A 14,807-nucleotide genomic window follows, 5' to 3' on the forward strand; every position below is an offset into this window, starting at 1 on the left:
AGTATTAAGCGTCTATTTTTTTAAATAATACACAAGCATTATGACCTCCAAAACCGAAGGTGTTACTCATGGCTATATTAATTTCTTTAGGTTGTGCTTCATTTAATGTAAGATTAAATGAAGGATCAATACGCTCATCTATAACACTATGATTTATGGTTGGAGGTACTAAGCTATGTTTCATAGCAAGAATAGAAGCAATTGCTTCTATAGCACCTGCTGCACCTAAAAGATGCCCAGTCATAGATTTTGTAGAATTAATATTGATGTTTCTTGCGTGATCTCCAAAAACTTTAGAAATAGCTTTCAACTCAGCAACATCTCCTAAAGGCGTAGAGGTACCGTGTGTATTAATATGATCTACGTCTTGAGGACTCATTCCTGCATCACGTAAACAATTAAGCATTACACGTTCTACACCAATTCCATCAGGATGAGGTGCTGTCATATGGTATGCATCACTAGACATTCCTCCACCTACAACTTCTGCATAGATATGAGCTCCTCTAGCTTTTGCATGTTCATATTCTTCTAGTATTAATGCACCTGCACCTTCTCCCAGAACAAAACCATCCCGTGTAGCATCAAAAGGTCTTGATGCTGCTTGTGGTTCTTCATTTCTGGTAGATAATGCATGCATTGCATTAAATCCTCCCATTCCTGCTTGCGTCACAGCAGCTTCACTTCCTCCTGTTACAATAATATCACAATGCCCCAAACGTATATAGTTCATCGCATCTATCATTGCATTTGCAGAAGAAGCACAAGCAGAGACCGTTGTATAATTTGGTCCCATAAAGCCATGCTTTATAGATATATTACCAGGAGCAATATCTGCAATCATTTTAGGAATGAAGAAAGGATTAAATCGAGGTGTGCCATCACCTTGGGCAAAATTAATAACTTCATTTTGAAAAGTTTCTAATCCTCCAATTCCGGCACCCCAGATAACACCTACTCTGAATTTATCAACTTTTTCTAGGTCAATTCCAGCATCATTGATGGCTTCATCTGAAGCCACCAACGCATACTGTGCAAATTTATCTAACCTTCTAGCTTCTTTACGATCAAAGAAATCTAGAGCGTTAAAGTTTTTAAGTTCACAAGCAAATTTTGTTTTGAACTTTTCTGCATCATAATATGTAATAGGAGCACACCCACTTTTTCCTGTAGATAATCCATCCCAGTACTCTTGAATATTATTTCCTATTGGTGTAAGTGCACCAAGTCCAGTAACTACTACTCGCTTTAACTCCATAAATAATAAGACTTATTTTGCCTCTTCTATATATGATATTGCTTGACCTACGGTAGCAATGTTCTCTGCTTGATCGTCTGGAATTTGAATATCAAATTCTTTTTCAAACTCCATAATAAGTTCAACAGTGTCTAGTGAATCGGCACCTAAGTCGTTTGTGAAGCTAGCTTCGGTTACAACTTCGTTCTCGTCTACACCTAATTTGTCTACGATAATCGCCTTTACTCTTGATGCAATGTCTGACATAATTTCTAAATTTAATTTTTTAATTAAGTGGCAAAAATAACAAACCTTTATGGTTTGACCACTATTGCCACAAAAATATGAAGGTAATTTACGTAAATATTAAATAATTTCTCTAAAAAAAATCTTCAAATTGTTAATAATAATCGTTTGTTTTGCACATTATAACTGTATCATAAATATATGAAACGTATTGTAATTTTTGCTTCAGGTAACGGTACAAATGCCCAACGTATTATTAATCATTTTAAGGGTAGTACGGATGCTCAAGTCGTGCAAGTGCTCAGTAACAACAAGGGTGCCAAAGTTTTAGAGCGTGCAAATGAGAGTAAAATAAGTGCCATTAGTTTTAATAGAACAGCACTTTATAAAACCGACGATATTGTACATCTTTTACAAGCTACAAAACCAGATTTAATTGTTTTGGCAGGATTTTTATGGCTTTTTCCAGAAAAAATAATTAATCTGTTTCCAGAGCAAATTATAAACATTCACCCTGCTTTATTACCTAATTTTGGGGGTAAAGGTATGTATGGGAAGCATGTACATGAGGCGGTATACGCTTTCGCGAAAGCAAATAAAGAACAAAAAACCTATACAGGAATCACTATTCATAAAGTAACACCAGAATATGATAAAGGGGCTTTTATTTTTCAAGAAAAAGTAGAAGTTACCCAAGAAGATACCCCAGAAACAATAGCTCAAAAAGTACATCAATTAGAGTATAAACATTTTCCTATAGTGATAGAAAACCTATTAAAAAGTCAATAAATTAAACAGGAACGCTCCATATGTCTAAGAAAAAAGAAAAGTTTTATGTGGTTTGGGAAGGTAAAAGACCTGGTATCTATCTTAGTTGGAAAGATTGTAAGGCAATGATAGATGGATATGCAGGAGCAAAGTATAAGAGTTTTGAAACTTTCGCGAAAGCGAAAACCGCATATAACGGCAATTATGAAGATTTTAAAGGTACATCTAAGAAAAAGAAAGTACTTTCTGCCGAAGAAAAAGCCAAGTTTGGAGAGCCAAATTTATATTCTATAGCTGTAGATGCCGCAAGTTCTGGAAATCCAGGTGTCATGGAATACAGAGGAGTAGATACACAAACAGAAAAACAACTTTTTCATCAAGGCCCTTTTAAACAAGGCACTAATAATATAGGAGAATTTTTAGCACTTGTACACGGACTAGCGTATTTGAAAAAAATAGGAAGTGATCGTATTATATATTCAGATTCACGTATTGCTATTGGATGGGTAAAAAAGAAGGTGTGCAATACAAAACTTCAAGAAACTCCTCGTAATAAAGATGTGTATACACTTGTAAGACGTGCAGAAAAATGGCTTAAAACAAATACGTATACTACTACTATTGTGAAGTGGGAAACAAAGGCTTGGGGAGAAATTCCTGCAGACTTTGGAAGAAAGTAAGTATTTTAACACCCTTTGATTTGTAATTTTTTTAAAATTTGCCCTACTAAAGTCCCGCTATGAAGACATTCTTTTATCTTACTTTTTTTATGCTATTACCTTTTGGTACAGGTACTCCTGAAAAATGGAAACTTAAAAAATCGAAAGATAACATAGAGATTTATACACGTGCCTATCCCGATAGTCCTTTTAAAGAATTTAAAGCAACATCGGTTATAGAGACAACTTTTGAAGCATTACTGTATGAGTTATATGATGCACCTTCCTATACACCAGCATGTGACTTTAATATAAGCTATCGTATTCCTAGTGATAAAGAAAACTCTCGATTTTTTTATTATAAACAGGAAATGCCTTGGCCTTTAAAAGACAGAGATGTAGTTACAGAATTAAAATTAGTAGAACAAACAGAAGAGAGAATCTATTTATCAATAGAGACCGTGTCTAATGTATTAGATATTCAAGATAATTGTTTGCGTATAGAAAAATTATCTGGATTTTGGTTATTAGAAAAAGAAGGTGATGCTATAAGAGCGACACAACAAATACATATGGATCCTGGTGGTAGAGTGCCTGCTATTATTGTAAATCCTCTTATTGTAAAAGGTCCTTTTAAGACATTTACAGAGTTACACCGTAAACTAGATTCGTATAAAGAAATGACCCAAAATTGAAGCAAAATTTCGTGTTTTTCTTTTTCTTTAAAACTATATCTTTGCAAAAAAATATAGATGAGTAAATTAGTCATTGTAGGAAGTTGTGCATTTGATGCCATTGAAACTCCTTTTGGTAAAACAGATAAAATTCTTGGTGGTGCTGCTACCTATATAGGTCTTTGTGCCTCACAATTTAAAAATGTAGATACAGCAATTGTATCTGTTGTTGGAGAAGACTTTCCACAAGAATATATAGATCTTTTGGCTAATCGAAATATCAACTTAGAAGGATTAGAAGTTGTAAAAGGAGGAAAGACCTTTTTCTGGAGTGGTAAATATCACAACGATATGAATACGCGTGATACACTTGTAACAGAACTGAATACATTGGGAGATTTTAATCCACAAGTTCCTGCTAGTTACCAAGATGCTGAGATTGTGATGTTAGGAAATTTACAGCCCACGGTACAATTAAGTGTAATTGAGCAAATGAGCGATCCTAAATTAGTGATTTTAGACACTATGAATTTCTGGATGGATATTGCTTTAGATGAACTGAAGATAACGCTTAAAAAAGTAGATGTCATTACGATAAATGATGAAGAAGCGCGTCAATTAAGTGGAGAATATTCTTTAGTAACTGCTGCAAGAAAGATTCATGCAATGGGTCCTAAATATGTAGTTATTAAAAAAGGAGAGCATGGGGCATTACTTTTCCATAATGAAGAAGTATTTTTTGCGCCAGCCTTACCATTAGAAGAAGTGTTTGACCCTACAGGAGCAGGAGACACCTTTGCAGGTGGGTTTGCAGGCTTTTTAGCACGTAGTGGAGACATTACCTTTGAAAATATGAAACAAGCCTTGATTTATGGATCTTGTCTAGCTTCCTTTACCGTAGAAAAATTTGGAACAGAACGACTAGAAAGTGTAACAACCGAAGAAATAAGAAAACGTCTGCAACAGTTTAAACAACTAACGCAGTTTGAAATAGAACTTAATTAATATAAAAATGCGCCCCAAATTTGGGGCGCATTTGCTTTTACTATAAAAGTACCTACTATGAGTGATGCAATAAAGCATGAATGTGGAATCGCCCTAATACGATTAAAAAAACCACTTACCTATTATAAAGAGAAGTATGGCACTGCTTTTTATGGAGTAAATAAAATGTATCTAATGATGGAAAAACAGCATAACCGAGGTCAAGATGGTGCTGGTTTTGCAAGTATTAAATTAGATATGGCTCCCGGACAACGATATATCTCTAGACAACGATCTACAGAGCAACAACCTATACAAGATATTTTTGCACAGATTAATGGTCGCATTAATGAAGTGATGACTGCAAATCCAGATCGTAAAGATGATGTAGAGTGGCAAAAAAGCAATGTTCCTTATTTAGGAGAAGTGCTAATGGGTCATGTTAGATATGGAACTTTTGGAAAAAATAGTGTAGAAAGTGTACATCCATTTTTAAGACAAAATAACTGGATGCATCGTAACCTGATTGTCGCTGGTAATTTTAATATGACAAATGTAAGTACGCTTTTTAAGAAGTTGGTTTCATTAGGTCAGCATCCTAAAGAACATGCAGATACTATTACTGTTATGGAGAAAATAGGACATTTCCTAGATGACGAGGTGGCAAAGCTTTATAAGAAACTAAAGAAAGAAGGTTATAATAAACAACAAGCTTCTCCTCAAATAGCAGAGCGTTTAAAGGTTGAAAAAATACTAAAGAGAGCATCAAAAGATTGGGATGGAGGCTATGCAATGGTAGGTCTTTTAGGACATGGAGATGCATTTGTATTGAGAGATCCAGCAGGAATTCGTCCAGCATATTACTATGAAGATGAAGAAGTAGCTGTAGTAGCTAGTGAACGCCCAGTAATTCAAACAGCTTTTAATGTAGATTTTGATGATGTAAAAGAATTAGACCCTGGAAGCGCTCTTATTGTAAAGAAAAACGGAAAATTAAGTATAAAGAAAGTATTAGAACCGCTTACGCGAAAAGCATGCTCGTTTGAACGCATTTATTTTTCAAGAGGAAGTGATGCAGAAATCTATAAAGAGCGTAAGTTGTTAGGAAGACTCTTAATGCCTGAAGTACTTAAAAGTATAGATCACGATACTAAAAACACAGTCTTTAGTTTTATTCCTAATACAGCCGAAACGTCTTTTTATGGCTTGGTCGAAGCAGCTCAAGACGAGCTCAATAAGCAAAAAGGAGAAGAGCTATTAGCGTCAAAAGAAAATTTAGACAAGGAAGCTATAGAGCGTATCCTTTCGCGAAAGCTAAGAACAGAAAAGATCGCCATAAAGGATGCAAAGCTTAGAACATTTATCACAGAAGATAGTAGTCGAGATGATCTAGTTGCTCACGTATATGATGTTACGTATGGGGTCATTCAGCCAGAAGACAAGCTTGTTATCATAGATGATAGTATTGTAAGAGGAACAACGCTTAAAAAGAGTATTATAAAGATGATGGCGCGTTTGAATCCTAAAAAGATTATCGTTGTTTCTTCTGCTCCTCAAATACGTTACCCAGATTGTTATGGTATTGACATGGCAAAGCTGGAAGACTTTATAGCTTTTAGAGCTGCAATCGCACTTTTAAAAGAAAACGGTAAAGAAGCTATAATTTCAGAAGTATATGAAAAATGTAAAGCACAGGTAGATTTAAAAGATAAAGATGTACAAAATTTTGTAAAGGAGATTTATGCTCCTTTTACAGACGAGCAAATCTCATCAAAAATCTCTGAGTTATTAATTGATGAAACTGTAAAACCACAAGTTGAAATCATTTATCAAACGGTAGAAAACCTTCATAAAGCATGTCCTAAAAATTTAGGAGATTGGTATTTTACAGGAGACTATCCTACCCATGGAGGAAATCGAGTTGTAAATCGTGCATTTATAAACTATATGGAAGGAAATAGTGCTAGAGCCTATTAGATTGTTCATAAGTAAATCATAAATCTTGTAAATTTTGTGTATTTGGTCTAAAAATCGTGTATTTGGTCTAAAAGATGTTGTACGGTTGTAAATCAGTACTATATTAGCAGAGCCATAGCATAAGTAGGTTAAGTTCATGGTAGATTTGGGGCAAAAAAAGGTGGAACTTTCCGCCTTTTTTTATGCCCAAAACTTACGTAAATCTGAAAGCGTATAAATGAAAAGAGTCCTTTCTTATCGTTTTTGAAGAGTTAAAAGGTTTCTTCCAAAAATTAATTTCAATTTACATACCTTTACAGAAACAGTTTTATAAGCCATGGGTCAACTCCTTTTTTGGGCAACCGTTTCAATTTTCTTTTCATTTTTATGTTCCATATTGGAAGCGGTATTGCTAAGTATATCACCTACATTTATAAATATTAAAAAAAGTGAAGGTAAAGGCTATGCATCTAGCCTTGAAGCGTTAAAAAAAGATGTAGATAAACCGCTTATAGCGATATTAACTCTCAATACATTGGCACACACAGTTGGAGCTATGATGGTAGGTAATGTTGCTGCAGATTTATATCCAGACTTCGCTATTTTAGGAGTAAACTTTGTCGGATTAGTTTCTGGTATTATGACATTTCTTATCCTAGTTGCATCAGAAATTATACCTAAAACAATAGGAGCTACTTATTGGAAACAATTGGCAAACTTTACAGCAAAAGCACTTAGAGCTCTTATTTTTCCATTGAAATGGACAGGAATTTTATGGTTGTTACAACTCACTACAAAACTTGTGGGAGGGAAAGGACATCACGGAAGTGTCTTGAGTAGAGAAGACTTTACAGCAATGGCTCAAATGGCTAGTGATGAAGGAGTATTTGAAGAGTCAGAAAGTAAAATTTTAAATAACTTACTTTCTTTTAAAGATGTGCTTACAAAAGATGTTATGACACCACGCACAGTTATGAAATCAGCGGCATCTAAGACTACGATAAGTGATTTCTTTAAAGAAAATCAAGAATTACGTTTTTCTAGAATACCAGTGTACGATAAAAATATAGATCATATAACGGGTATTGTGTTAAAGAGTGAGGTGTATAGAGAAATGGCTCTTGATAATCATCAGAAAACACTAGAAGAAATACAAAGGCCAATTATGATTACAAATCGTAATCTTCCTATACCAGATCTTTTTGAAGAGTTAATTTCTACAAAAAACCATATTGCATTAGTAGTAGATGAATATGGTACTACAAGTGGATTGGTAACGATGGAAGATGTTATTGAAACTCTTCTAGGACTTGAAATTATGGACGAAAGTGATCGAGTGGCAGATTTACAAACATTGGCTAGAAAAAATTGGGAGAAAAGAGCTAAAGAATTAGGACTTCTAGATGAAAATAAAGCGTCAGATGAATAAAATAGTCATTATAGTACTTTGTCTATTCACTGCAAGCGTGTATGGTCAAAAAGAAAATGCAAAAGATGCATTTCTTGAAAAATGGAGCAATTCTAAAGACTATTTAATTGCAATTGCAGAAGCAATGCCAGAAGATAAGTATGCATATGCGCCTACTGAAAGGGAAATGAATTTTGGAGCTCAATTATTACATATGAGAGGAAATATGCTTTGGTTAGGAAACACTTATTTTTCTTCCAAAGGATTTGATCGAAACTCACTGTCTCAAAATATTCCAGAAGGTAAAGAAGCTATTATTAGCGCATTAAAAAAGTCATTTGATGATGTATATATACTGGTAGATGAAAGCCCTTCTGAGAGCTTAAAAGAAACGGTATCCTTTTTTGCAGGCCCTAAATCTAAATTGCAAATATTAAACCTTTTACAAGATCATCTAACGCATCATAGAGGGCAAATTATAGTATACCTTAACCTAAACAATGTGATTCCTCCAGACTATAGTGGGTGGTAATTTATTAATGAAATACTATTTTATAAAGTCGTAAGACGCATATCAAATAGATAGTTGAATTAATTGCGCTTTTTCAGTGGGATTTTGGTTTAATACTTCGACCCTTGTGTCGACTCCTTTTATCGGGTCCAGAGCTTGTCTTAAGGTTTAATATATTTTATTTGTCAAAGTTGATTATTTAGACTTTGAAAATGATTTATTTAAGTTACGTAAAATAGTAGTTAAAAACTGAGAGATATCATAAGGCTTTAAAATGATATCATTCATTCCTGAATCCATAATTGTAGCACGCATTTCATCTAGTTCTACAGCAGTAAGTGCTACAATGGGTACTTCAGCATTAAATTTTCTAATAGCTTTTGTAGCTTCAACACCATCTACTTTAGGCATATGAATATCCATAAGGATAAGATCGTAATTATTTTCTTTTACTAGTGAAATAGCTTGTTCGCCATCATCAGCAAGAGAACATTTAAACTGACGCTTTTCAAGGATTTTCTGAGTAATTTTTTGATTAATTCGATTGTCATCTACTACGAGAATATGAACATTTTCGAAGACATGAATAGCTGTTCTTTCTTTACCAATTTCTTTTTTCACCTCTTTTTCGTCAGAAATATTAGCTTCTAGATTGATAGTAAACGTAAATACAGAACCTGTACCCATTTCACTATTTAATAAAATTTCACTGTCATATAATGCCAAAAGTTTCTTTACTATAGGCAGACCTAACCCAGTTCCTTGATAGTTATAATTGCGATTTTCTACCTGAGAAAACTCTTCAAAAATTGTTTTTTGTTTACTGGCAGGAATACCAATTCCATCATCTTTTATGGTGAATTTTGTTTTATATAAACCTTCACGAGTTTTTTCTATAAGATCAATAGAAACCCAAATATTTCCGTTTTCATTAAACTTAATAGCATTTCCTATCAGATTCATAAGAATTTGAGAAAGCCTCACATAATCTCCGATCTGTTTATCAGGTAAGTTTTCATCTATATGTAAGTGTATTTTATTATTATTTTGTTCTAAACTAAATTCAAAAGAGCGTGTAATACTTTTTGTAAGACTAGATAATCTATAGGACGTTTTTTCTAATTTAATACCATTAGCATCCATTTTATTCAGAAGTAAAACATCATTTATAAGCGCTAATAAATAATCTGCCGAAAATTTTAAAGACTTGAGGTCTTCTTTATTTTTAGAAGTTTCATCTTCCAGTAAAATAGAGGCAAGCCCAATAACACCATATAAAGGTGTTCGTAATTCATGGCTTACTGTAGAAAAAAACTGTGTTTTAAGTTGCGACAATCGTTCTGCGTCATTTTTAGCAACCATTAATTGGTTGTTTTTTTCGTGAAGGCGCCTTATGTACTTTTTTCGAGACTTAAAAGAGAAGAAAATAGCAATAAGAGCAATTAATAAAATAATAGAGGAAAGAATAAATATGTTGCGTAAATCTCTAGATTTCTCAAAGAGCTGATCATTAATAATTTGTTCTTTCCTAGCAGATGCTATTGTACGCTCATATTCTTTAATATTAAAACGTGTTTTAGCAGCTTGGACTTCTCTCAATTTATCTTGCTCATATTTTTTATCATCCAGCTCTTTTGCTTTTTTGAGTAGCTGATACGCTTTTTCATAGTTCCCTTGCATTTCAGAAAGCTCACCATAGTATTTATAAAACTCTAATGCAATAGATGGGTGTTTTTCGATTTGAATAGCCTTTTCAACCTCTAAAAAAGCAGTCTCAGCAAGTTTATAATTCCCTTTTTGAGTGTGATATCTTCCTAGTAAGGTTTTCGTTTCTGCAACCTCTACAGGATATATTGTATCTTTTTGATAGAGTTTTTCTACTTGAAGTAAATAAGGAAGGGCTTCATCTGCTTTATTTTCATCTAGATATGTCCAAGCAATATTAATAAGAGGAGGAATGTTTTCAAAACTAGGACTCTCTGTATTTAACTCAATACTTTTTTTGTAATAATCTATTCCTTTTTGATAGTTTTCTTTCCCGTCTGATTCTACATTTCCTAAACTTAAATAAGCCCATGAAAGTAAAGAATCTTGTTTGTTTTCCTTTACAATTTTAAGAGCTTTTTCATGGTTTAATCTAGCCTGAAGCGTGTCCTTCATATCACTGTTAATACTTCCCATGAGGTCGTATCCCATAAAGGTATAATAAGGGTTTTGTTGTTTTTCTCCTTCAGCTATGATTTGTGTAGCATTTTCAATAGCATTCTTATATTCAAGATTATCTATATTACTATATGCTAAAAAACTTAAACGGTATATACTATCCTGCGTAACTTGTTTTTCTTGAGCAAAAGAACAAGTTACACAAAGGCAAAAAAGGATGATATAGCATGGGTTATCCTTCATCTATAGGAATTATGGGGCTAAAGCAAAATTACTCATAAACAATAGGATACACAAAAAATAGATTCTACCCAAAAAATCGCTCAAAACTTTTAGTAAAATGCATACCTTTAGATATGCATAAAGTATACATAAATAGCCCTTTAGGAATGTTAGAAATTGAAGGAGATGATCAAAACATTACTGCAATTACTTTTCTAGATAGAGAGGTTGCCATAACAACCAATATTCCTGAAAGTATGAAAGAAGTGGTGCAACAACTTAATGAGTATTTTGCAAAAGAAAGAACAGCTTTTGATTTAAAATTAAAACCTAAAGGAACCGTTTTTCAAACAAAAGTTTGGAGTACATTACAAACGATTCCTTTTGGAAAGACAGCCTCTTATTTAGATATGGCTAAAACATTAGGAGACCCTAAAGTAATACGCGCCGCAGCAAGTGCCAATGGAAAAAACCCTATATCTATTATAATTCCTTGTCATAGAGTTATTGGTAGTGATGGGTCACTTACAGGATATGCAGGAGGACTACATCGTAAAAAATGGTTATTAGAACACGAGAGTCCTGTAAAACAAGCATCTCTTTTTTAATCAGATATTATTAAAACGATATTCTATTCTTATGAAGTCTATAAAGAAATTTTTAAAAGGGTTAATTAGCATCATTCTTCTTTTAGTTGTACTTGCATACATAACAGATTATGAGTACATATTAAAAGGAGTTCGAGTGGTATATATGACAGGACACATATCTGCTTATATAGATGACTATCCTTATTTTGAAAATGAAGAAATAGCAAATAGTACTCCTGAACCTTGGCCTTTACACAAATCATATAATAGTGTCAAAGCAACTTTAGAATTAGATAAAACAAACCAAGAACTAGGAACAGTAGCTTTCTTAATCATAAAAAATGATAGTATATGGTATGAGCAATATGATGAAGATTCGGAAATAAAATACGGTCCAACATCAAAAACAAACTCTTTTTCTATGGCAAAAAGCATTACAAGTGCTTTATTAGGAAAAGCAATTCAAGACGGATACATAAAAAATTTAGACCAACCATTAGGTGATTTCTTTGAGCAATATGCAGCATCAAAAACTACAGTAGGGGATTTATCATCTATGTCATCAGGGTTAGACTGGCAAGAAAGCTATACAAGTCCATTTAGCGTAACGGCAAGAGCATATTATGATGATGATTTAGCAGAGACCATACTCAATCAAAAAGTAATAGAAACCCCTGGAGTTTCTTTTAAATACCTTAGTGGTAACACGCAATTATTGGGGATGGTATTAGAAAAAGCAACGGGTAAAAAACTAGCTACGTATTTATCAGATAGTTTTTGGAAACCGATGGGTATGGAACAGCCAGCACTATGGCAAGTAGATGATACAGAAAACAGACTTGTAAAAACATATTGTTGTATCTCAAGCAATGCTAGAGATTTTGCAAAATTCGGAAAACTATATAAAGATCACGGAAAGTGGAATGGAAAACAACTCTTAGACGCTTCTTTTGTTTCAAAGTCAATACAACCTAGGTTTCCAGAAGATGATATGTACGGATATGGATTTTGGCTTAGCAATCATAAAGGAAAAAAAATATTCGTAATGCGTGGTATTTTAGGACAATATGTAATCACTATTCCAGAGGATAATCTGATTATTGTTAGATTAGGTCATAAAAGAGGAGGGTTTACTCCTAAAGCTTCTTTTACTAAAGACTTTTACACCTATATCGATGAAGCATATACAATGCTTGAAAATAATTAAAAGCACTAGTTTTTCTTGGGCGTGACCTTTATCCTGAAACAAGTTCAGGAATCAGGTCAGGCTTTACGCTACAATTCCTCCCACACAATGTGTGGTGCGGGATTTTCACTACAATCCTTCACGCAAAAAACATTTGAAGAGTATTATTTCTTTAGACACTATATTAAAATAAGAAAAGGCACCTAACAGGACAACGGGTTTTCTTACTTTAGAACTTTAAATAAAACTATGATCTCAAAGTTAAAACTAGAAAACATCCTTTTTTTAGATATCGAAACAGTACCTCAATCCATTAGTTTTGATGCGTTAGATGACACTACAAAAACATTATATGCAGATAAGACAAAATACCTTCGTAAAGAAGAATATACGCCAGAGGCGTATTATGAACGAGCAGGTATTTGGGCGGAATTTGGAAAAATAGTATGTATATCTGTTGGCTATTTTAAAATAACAGGTGATGGCAGGTCATTTAGAACCACTTCTTTTCATGGAGAAGAGCGCACCCTTCTAATAGATTTTAAAAACCTATTAGAAACACATTTCAATAGATCGCATCATATATTATGCGCTCATAATGGAAAAGAATTTGATTTTCCATATATAGCAAGACGTATGATTGTATTGGGTGTAGAATTACCTTATAAATTTAATTTATTTGGAAAAAAACCATGGGAAATACCGCATTTAGATACGTTGGATTTATGGAAGTTTGGAGACTATAAGCACTATACGTCACTTAAGTTACTCACGCATATTTTAGGAATACCTTCCCCTAAAGATGACATGGATGGCAGTGAGGTTAGAAGTGTGTATTATGAAGAAGGGGATATCGATAGAATTATAATTTACTGCGAAAAAGATACACTAGCGGTTGCTCAGGTTCTTCTTAGACTACGTAATGAACAATTGCTAGAACCTCATGAGGTAATTTCAGTATGATTAATAACTTAATTTCTATTTAAATAGAAAACAAAAACCCCAGTCATCGACTGGGGTTTTTTCTTCATAATTGAATGGTTAGTGTCAAAAAATACTACTATTTTTTGATGAACCTTTGAATCATTTTACTGCCATCTACTTCTACTTCTATAATGTACATACCATCTTTTAAGTTAGCTACGTTAATTACATTCGTAAATGTGCTTTGGCGTACTACTTGTCCGAGTGTATTATAGATCGTATAGTTTTCAGCTTCTAAGTCTCCAATGTTGATATTAAGCACTCCTTTTGTTGGGTTCGGGAATATTTCAAATTCAACACCTTCTATACTATTGTTACCAACGACTGGATTTGTGTTTTCATCACCTCCAAAGTTAGCTACAACGTTAGATTCAGAGTTGTCACATACACCATTTCCATTAGCATCTTCAAATACAGTAATATTTCTGTAGAAAGAATCTCCATTACTAGGCGATGCATCATGATCAGTTACAAATAATAAACGATCAGCAGCTCCTGTGTAGAATGTTCCTACAGGAATGGTATATGTTACCCATCCATTACCAGAGTAATTGTTAAAGTCAAGGATACCCCAATTTTGTGTTCCGTGGAATTGGAATACTAAGTCTGAAGATAAGGTATTGTCAGATTCTAATCCAATACCATGGATTTCTCCTTGGATATCACTTCTAAAGTCTAATTGTATTACTGTATTAGCTGTAATAGTATATGGGAAGTTGATATACTTCCAAGCATTATCCTCTAGTTTTAATTCTGTGTTACCATTTAATAGTTGTGATGTTCCATTATCTTGATTAGAGAAAGAATTATACGTAGTATTTAAGTCTACAGTAGAACATCCAGTGTTTCCACCACTAGCAACGACTCTAGTGTTATCTATAGCGACATCCGATTGCCAAGTACCTCCAGTGATACGGTTGAATCTTAATTGTACAGATCCACCTACGTAAGCTGCAAGATCAATAGTTACATTATTCCATTGGTTACCTTGGTTTCCAGTTTGATTCCAGATACTTGTCCAAGTCGCCCCATCATCAGTACTTGCTTCAAGATCTACACGTCCACCATCAGTAGATCCAAACATGTGGTAATCAAATATGAAAGAAGCTTCTGATTCTCCGCTAAGATCAAAACATGGAGAGTTTAAGATTGCTCTTTTGTTTGGGAATCCAGTTCCGTTACCTGATGCTTCTACGTATACATAGAAAGATCCATCAGC

General features: G+C 33.7%; 14 protein-coding genes. 10 read left to right on the plus strand and 4 right to left on the minus strand.

Translation table 11 applies throughout. From position 1 onward, the window contains the following. Positions 1–4: 4 nt before the first annotated feature. Both fabF and Q1A01_RS02655 read right to left on the minus strand, forming a co-directional pair. On the minus strand, positions 5–1,258 hold the full coding sequence (fabF, locus tag Q1A01_RS02650; RefSeq protein ID WP_299675536.1) for a beta-ketoacyl-ACP synthase II: 1,254 nt from the start codon (positions 1,256–1,258) through the stop codon (positions 5–7). 12 nt (positions 1,259–1,270) lie between these two features. Then, entirely contained in the window at positions 1,271–1,504 is a 234-nt protein-coding gene (locus Q1A01_RS02655; RefSeq protein WP_008269813.1) for an acyl carrier protein, read from the minus strand. Between the two features lie 180 nt (positions 1,505–1,684). Here Q1A01_RS02655 and Q1A01_RS02660 point away from each other — a divergent pair, with 180 nt between their 5' ends. The 7 genes from Q1A01_RS02660 (at position 1,685) to Q1A01_RS02690 (ending at position 8,464) form a co-directional block, all read left to right on the plus strand. Next, positions 1,685–2,272 (plus strand): phosphoribosylglycinamide formyltransferase, encoded by a 588-nt coding sequence (locus Q1A01_RS02660; protein ID WP_299675539.1) that lies wholly within the window; start codon positions 1,685–1,687, stop codon positions 2,270–2,272. Positions 2,273–2,292: 20 nt separating this feature from the next. Continuing rightward, a complete protein-coding gene (locus Q1A01_RS02665) occupies positions 2,293–2,931 on the plus strand; it encodes a ribonuclease H family protein (protein WP_299675542.1) in 639 nt (212 codons plus the stop codon). 59 nt (positions 2,932–2,990) lie between these two features. Then, complete coding sequence (locus Q1A01_RS02670; protein ID WP_299675546.1) at positions 2,991–3,605, plus strand: START domain-containing protein; 615 nt, start codon at positions 2,991–2,993, stop codon at positions 3,603–3,605. A gap of 57 nt (positions 3,606–3,662) precedes the next feature. Then, positions 3,663–4,589 carry a PfkB family carbohydrate kinase gene (locus Q1A01_RS02675; RefSeq protein ID WP_299675549.1) on the plus strand — a complete coding sequence of 309 codons (927 nt, stop codon included), beginning with the start codon at positions 3,663–3,665 and terminating at the stop codon, positions 4,587–4,589. A gap of 57 nt (positions 4,590–4,646) precedes the next feature. Next, positions 4,647–6,545, plus strand: coding sequence for an amidophosphoribosyltransferase (locus Q1A01_RS02680; RefSeq protein WP_299675552.1), 1,899 nt, complete (start codon positions 4,647–4,649; stop codon positions 6,543–6,545). A 316-nt stretch (positions 6,546–6,861) separates the two neighbouring features. Further along, a complete protein-coding gene (locus Q1A01_RS02685; RefSeq protein WP_299675555.1) occupies positions 6,862–7,953 on the plus strand; it encodes a hemolysin family protein in 1,092 nt (363 codons plus the stop codon). Further along, a complete protein-coding gene (locus Q1A01_RS02690) occupies positions 7,946–8,464 on the plus strand; it encodes a DinB family protein (RefSeq protein WP_299675558.1) in 519 nt (172 codons plus the stop codon). The genes Q1A01_RS02685 and Q1A01_RS02690 overlap by 8 nt, the downstream gene beginning before the upstream one ends. Before the next feature lie 174 nt (positions 8,465–8,638). Here Q1A01_RS02690 and Q1A01_RS02695 read toward each other — a convergent pair whose 3' ends face one another. Beyond that, on the minus strand, positions 8,639–10,849 hold the full coding sequence (locus Q1A01_RS02695; RefSeq protein WP_299675562.1) for a response regulator: 2,211 nt from the start codon (positions 10,847–10,849) through the stop codon (positions 8,639–8,641). Positions 10,850–10,962: 113 nt separating this feature from the next. Here Q1A01_RS02695 and Q1A01_RS02700 point away from each other — a divergent pair, with 113 nt between their 5' ends. The 3 genes from Q1A01_RS02700 (at position 10,963) to Q1A01_RS02710 (ending at position 13,567) form a co-directional block, all read left to right on the plus strand. Next, positions 10,963–11,436, plus strand: coding sequence for a methylated-DNA--[protein]-cysteine S-methyltransferase (locus Q1A01_RS02700; protein ID WP_299675565.1), 474 nt, complete (start codon positions 10,963–10,965; stop codon positions 11,434–11,436). Positions 11,437–11,467: 31 nt separating this feature from the next. Continuing rightward, a complete protein-coding gene (locus Q1A01_RS02705; protein ID WP_299675568.1) occupies positions 11,468–12,625 on the plus strand; it encodes a serine hydrolase in 1,158 nt (385 codons plus the stop codon). 228 nt (positions 12,626–12,853) lie between these two features. Further along, positions 12,854–13,567, plus strand: a complete 714-nt coding sequence (locus Q1A01_RS02710) for a 3'-5' exonuclease (protein WP_299675571.1) — start codon at positions 12,854–12,856, stop codon at positions 13,565–13,567. Between the two features lie 97 nt (positions 13,568–13,664). Here the strand turns inward: Q1A01_RS02710 and Q1A01_RS02715 are convergent. Next, the coding region (locus Q1A01_RS02715; protein WP_299675574.1) for a T9SS type A sorting domain-containing protein at positions 13,665–14,807 on the minus strand (1,143 nt) is incomplete at its 5' end.

This window comes from uncultured Dokdonia sp. (genome assembly GCF_947492815.1).
Lineage (GTDB): Bacteria > Bacteroidota > Bacteroidia > Flavobacteriales > Flavobacteriaceae > Dokdonia.

Bases quoted from the DNA above. Each gene is read 5' to 3' on its own strand.
- fabF (WP_299675536.1), bottom strand. From the start codon at position 1,258: ATGGAGTTAAAGCGAGTAGTAGTTACTGGACTTGGTGCACTTACACCA.
- Q1A01_RS02655 (WP_008269813.1), bottom strand. From the start codon at position 1,504: ATGTCAGACATTGCATCAAGAGTAAAGGCGATTATCGTAGACAAATTA.
- Q1A01_RS02660 (WP_299675539.1), top strand. From the start codon at position 1,685: ATGAAACGTATTGTAATTTTTGCTTCAGGTAACGGTACAAATGCCCAA.
- Q1A01_RS02665 (WP_299675542.1), top strand. From the start codon at position 2,293: ATGTCTAAGAAAAAAGAAAAGTTTTATGTGGTTTGGGAAGGTAAAAGA.
- Q1A01_RS02670 (WP_299675546.1), top strand. From the start codon at position 2,991: ATGAAGACATTCTTTTATCTTACTTTTTTTATGCTATTACCTTTTGGT.
- Q1A01_RS02675 (WP_299675549.1), top strand. From the start codon at position 3,663: ATGAGTAAATTAGTCATTGTAGGAAGTTGTGCATTTGATGCCATTGAA.
- Q1A01_RS02680 (WP_299675552.1), top strand. From the start codon at position 4,647: ATGAGTGATGCAATAAAGCATGAATGTGGAATCGCCCTAATACGATTA.
- Q1A01_RS02685 (WP_299675555.1), top strand. From the start codon at position 6,862: ATGGGTCAACTCCTTTTTTGGGCAACCGTTTCAATTTTCTTTTCATTT.
- Q1A01_RS02690 (WP_299675558.1), top strand. From the start codon at position 7,946: ATGAATAAAATAGTCATTATAGTACTTTGTCTATTCACTGCAAGCGTG.
- Q1A01_RS02695 (WP_299675562.1), bottom strand. From the start codon at position 10,849: ATGAAGGATAACCCATGCTATATCATCCTTTTTTGCCTTTGTGTAACT.
- Q1A01_RS02700 (WP_299675565.1), top strand. From the start codon at position 10,963: ATGCATAAAGTATACATAAATAGCCCTTTAGGAATGTTAGAAATTGAA.
- Q1A01_RS02705 (WP_299675568.1), top strand. From the start codon at position 11,468: ATGAAGTCTATAAAGAAATTTTTAAAAGGGTTAATTAGCATCATTCTT.
- Q1A01_RS02710 (WP_299675571.1), top strand. From the start codon at position 12,854: ATGATCTCAAAGTTAAAACTAGAAAACATCCTTTTTTTAGATATCGAA.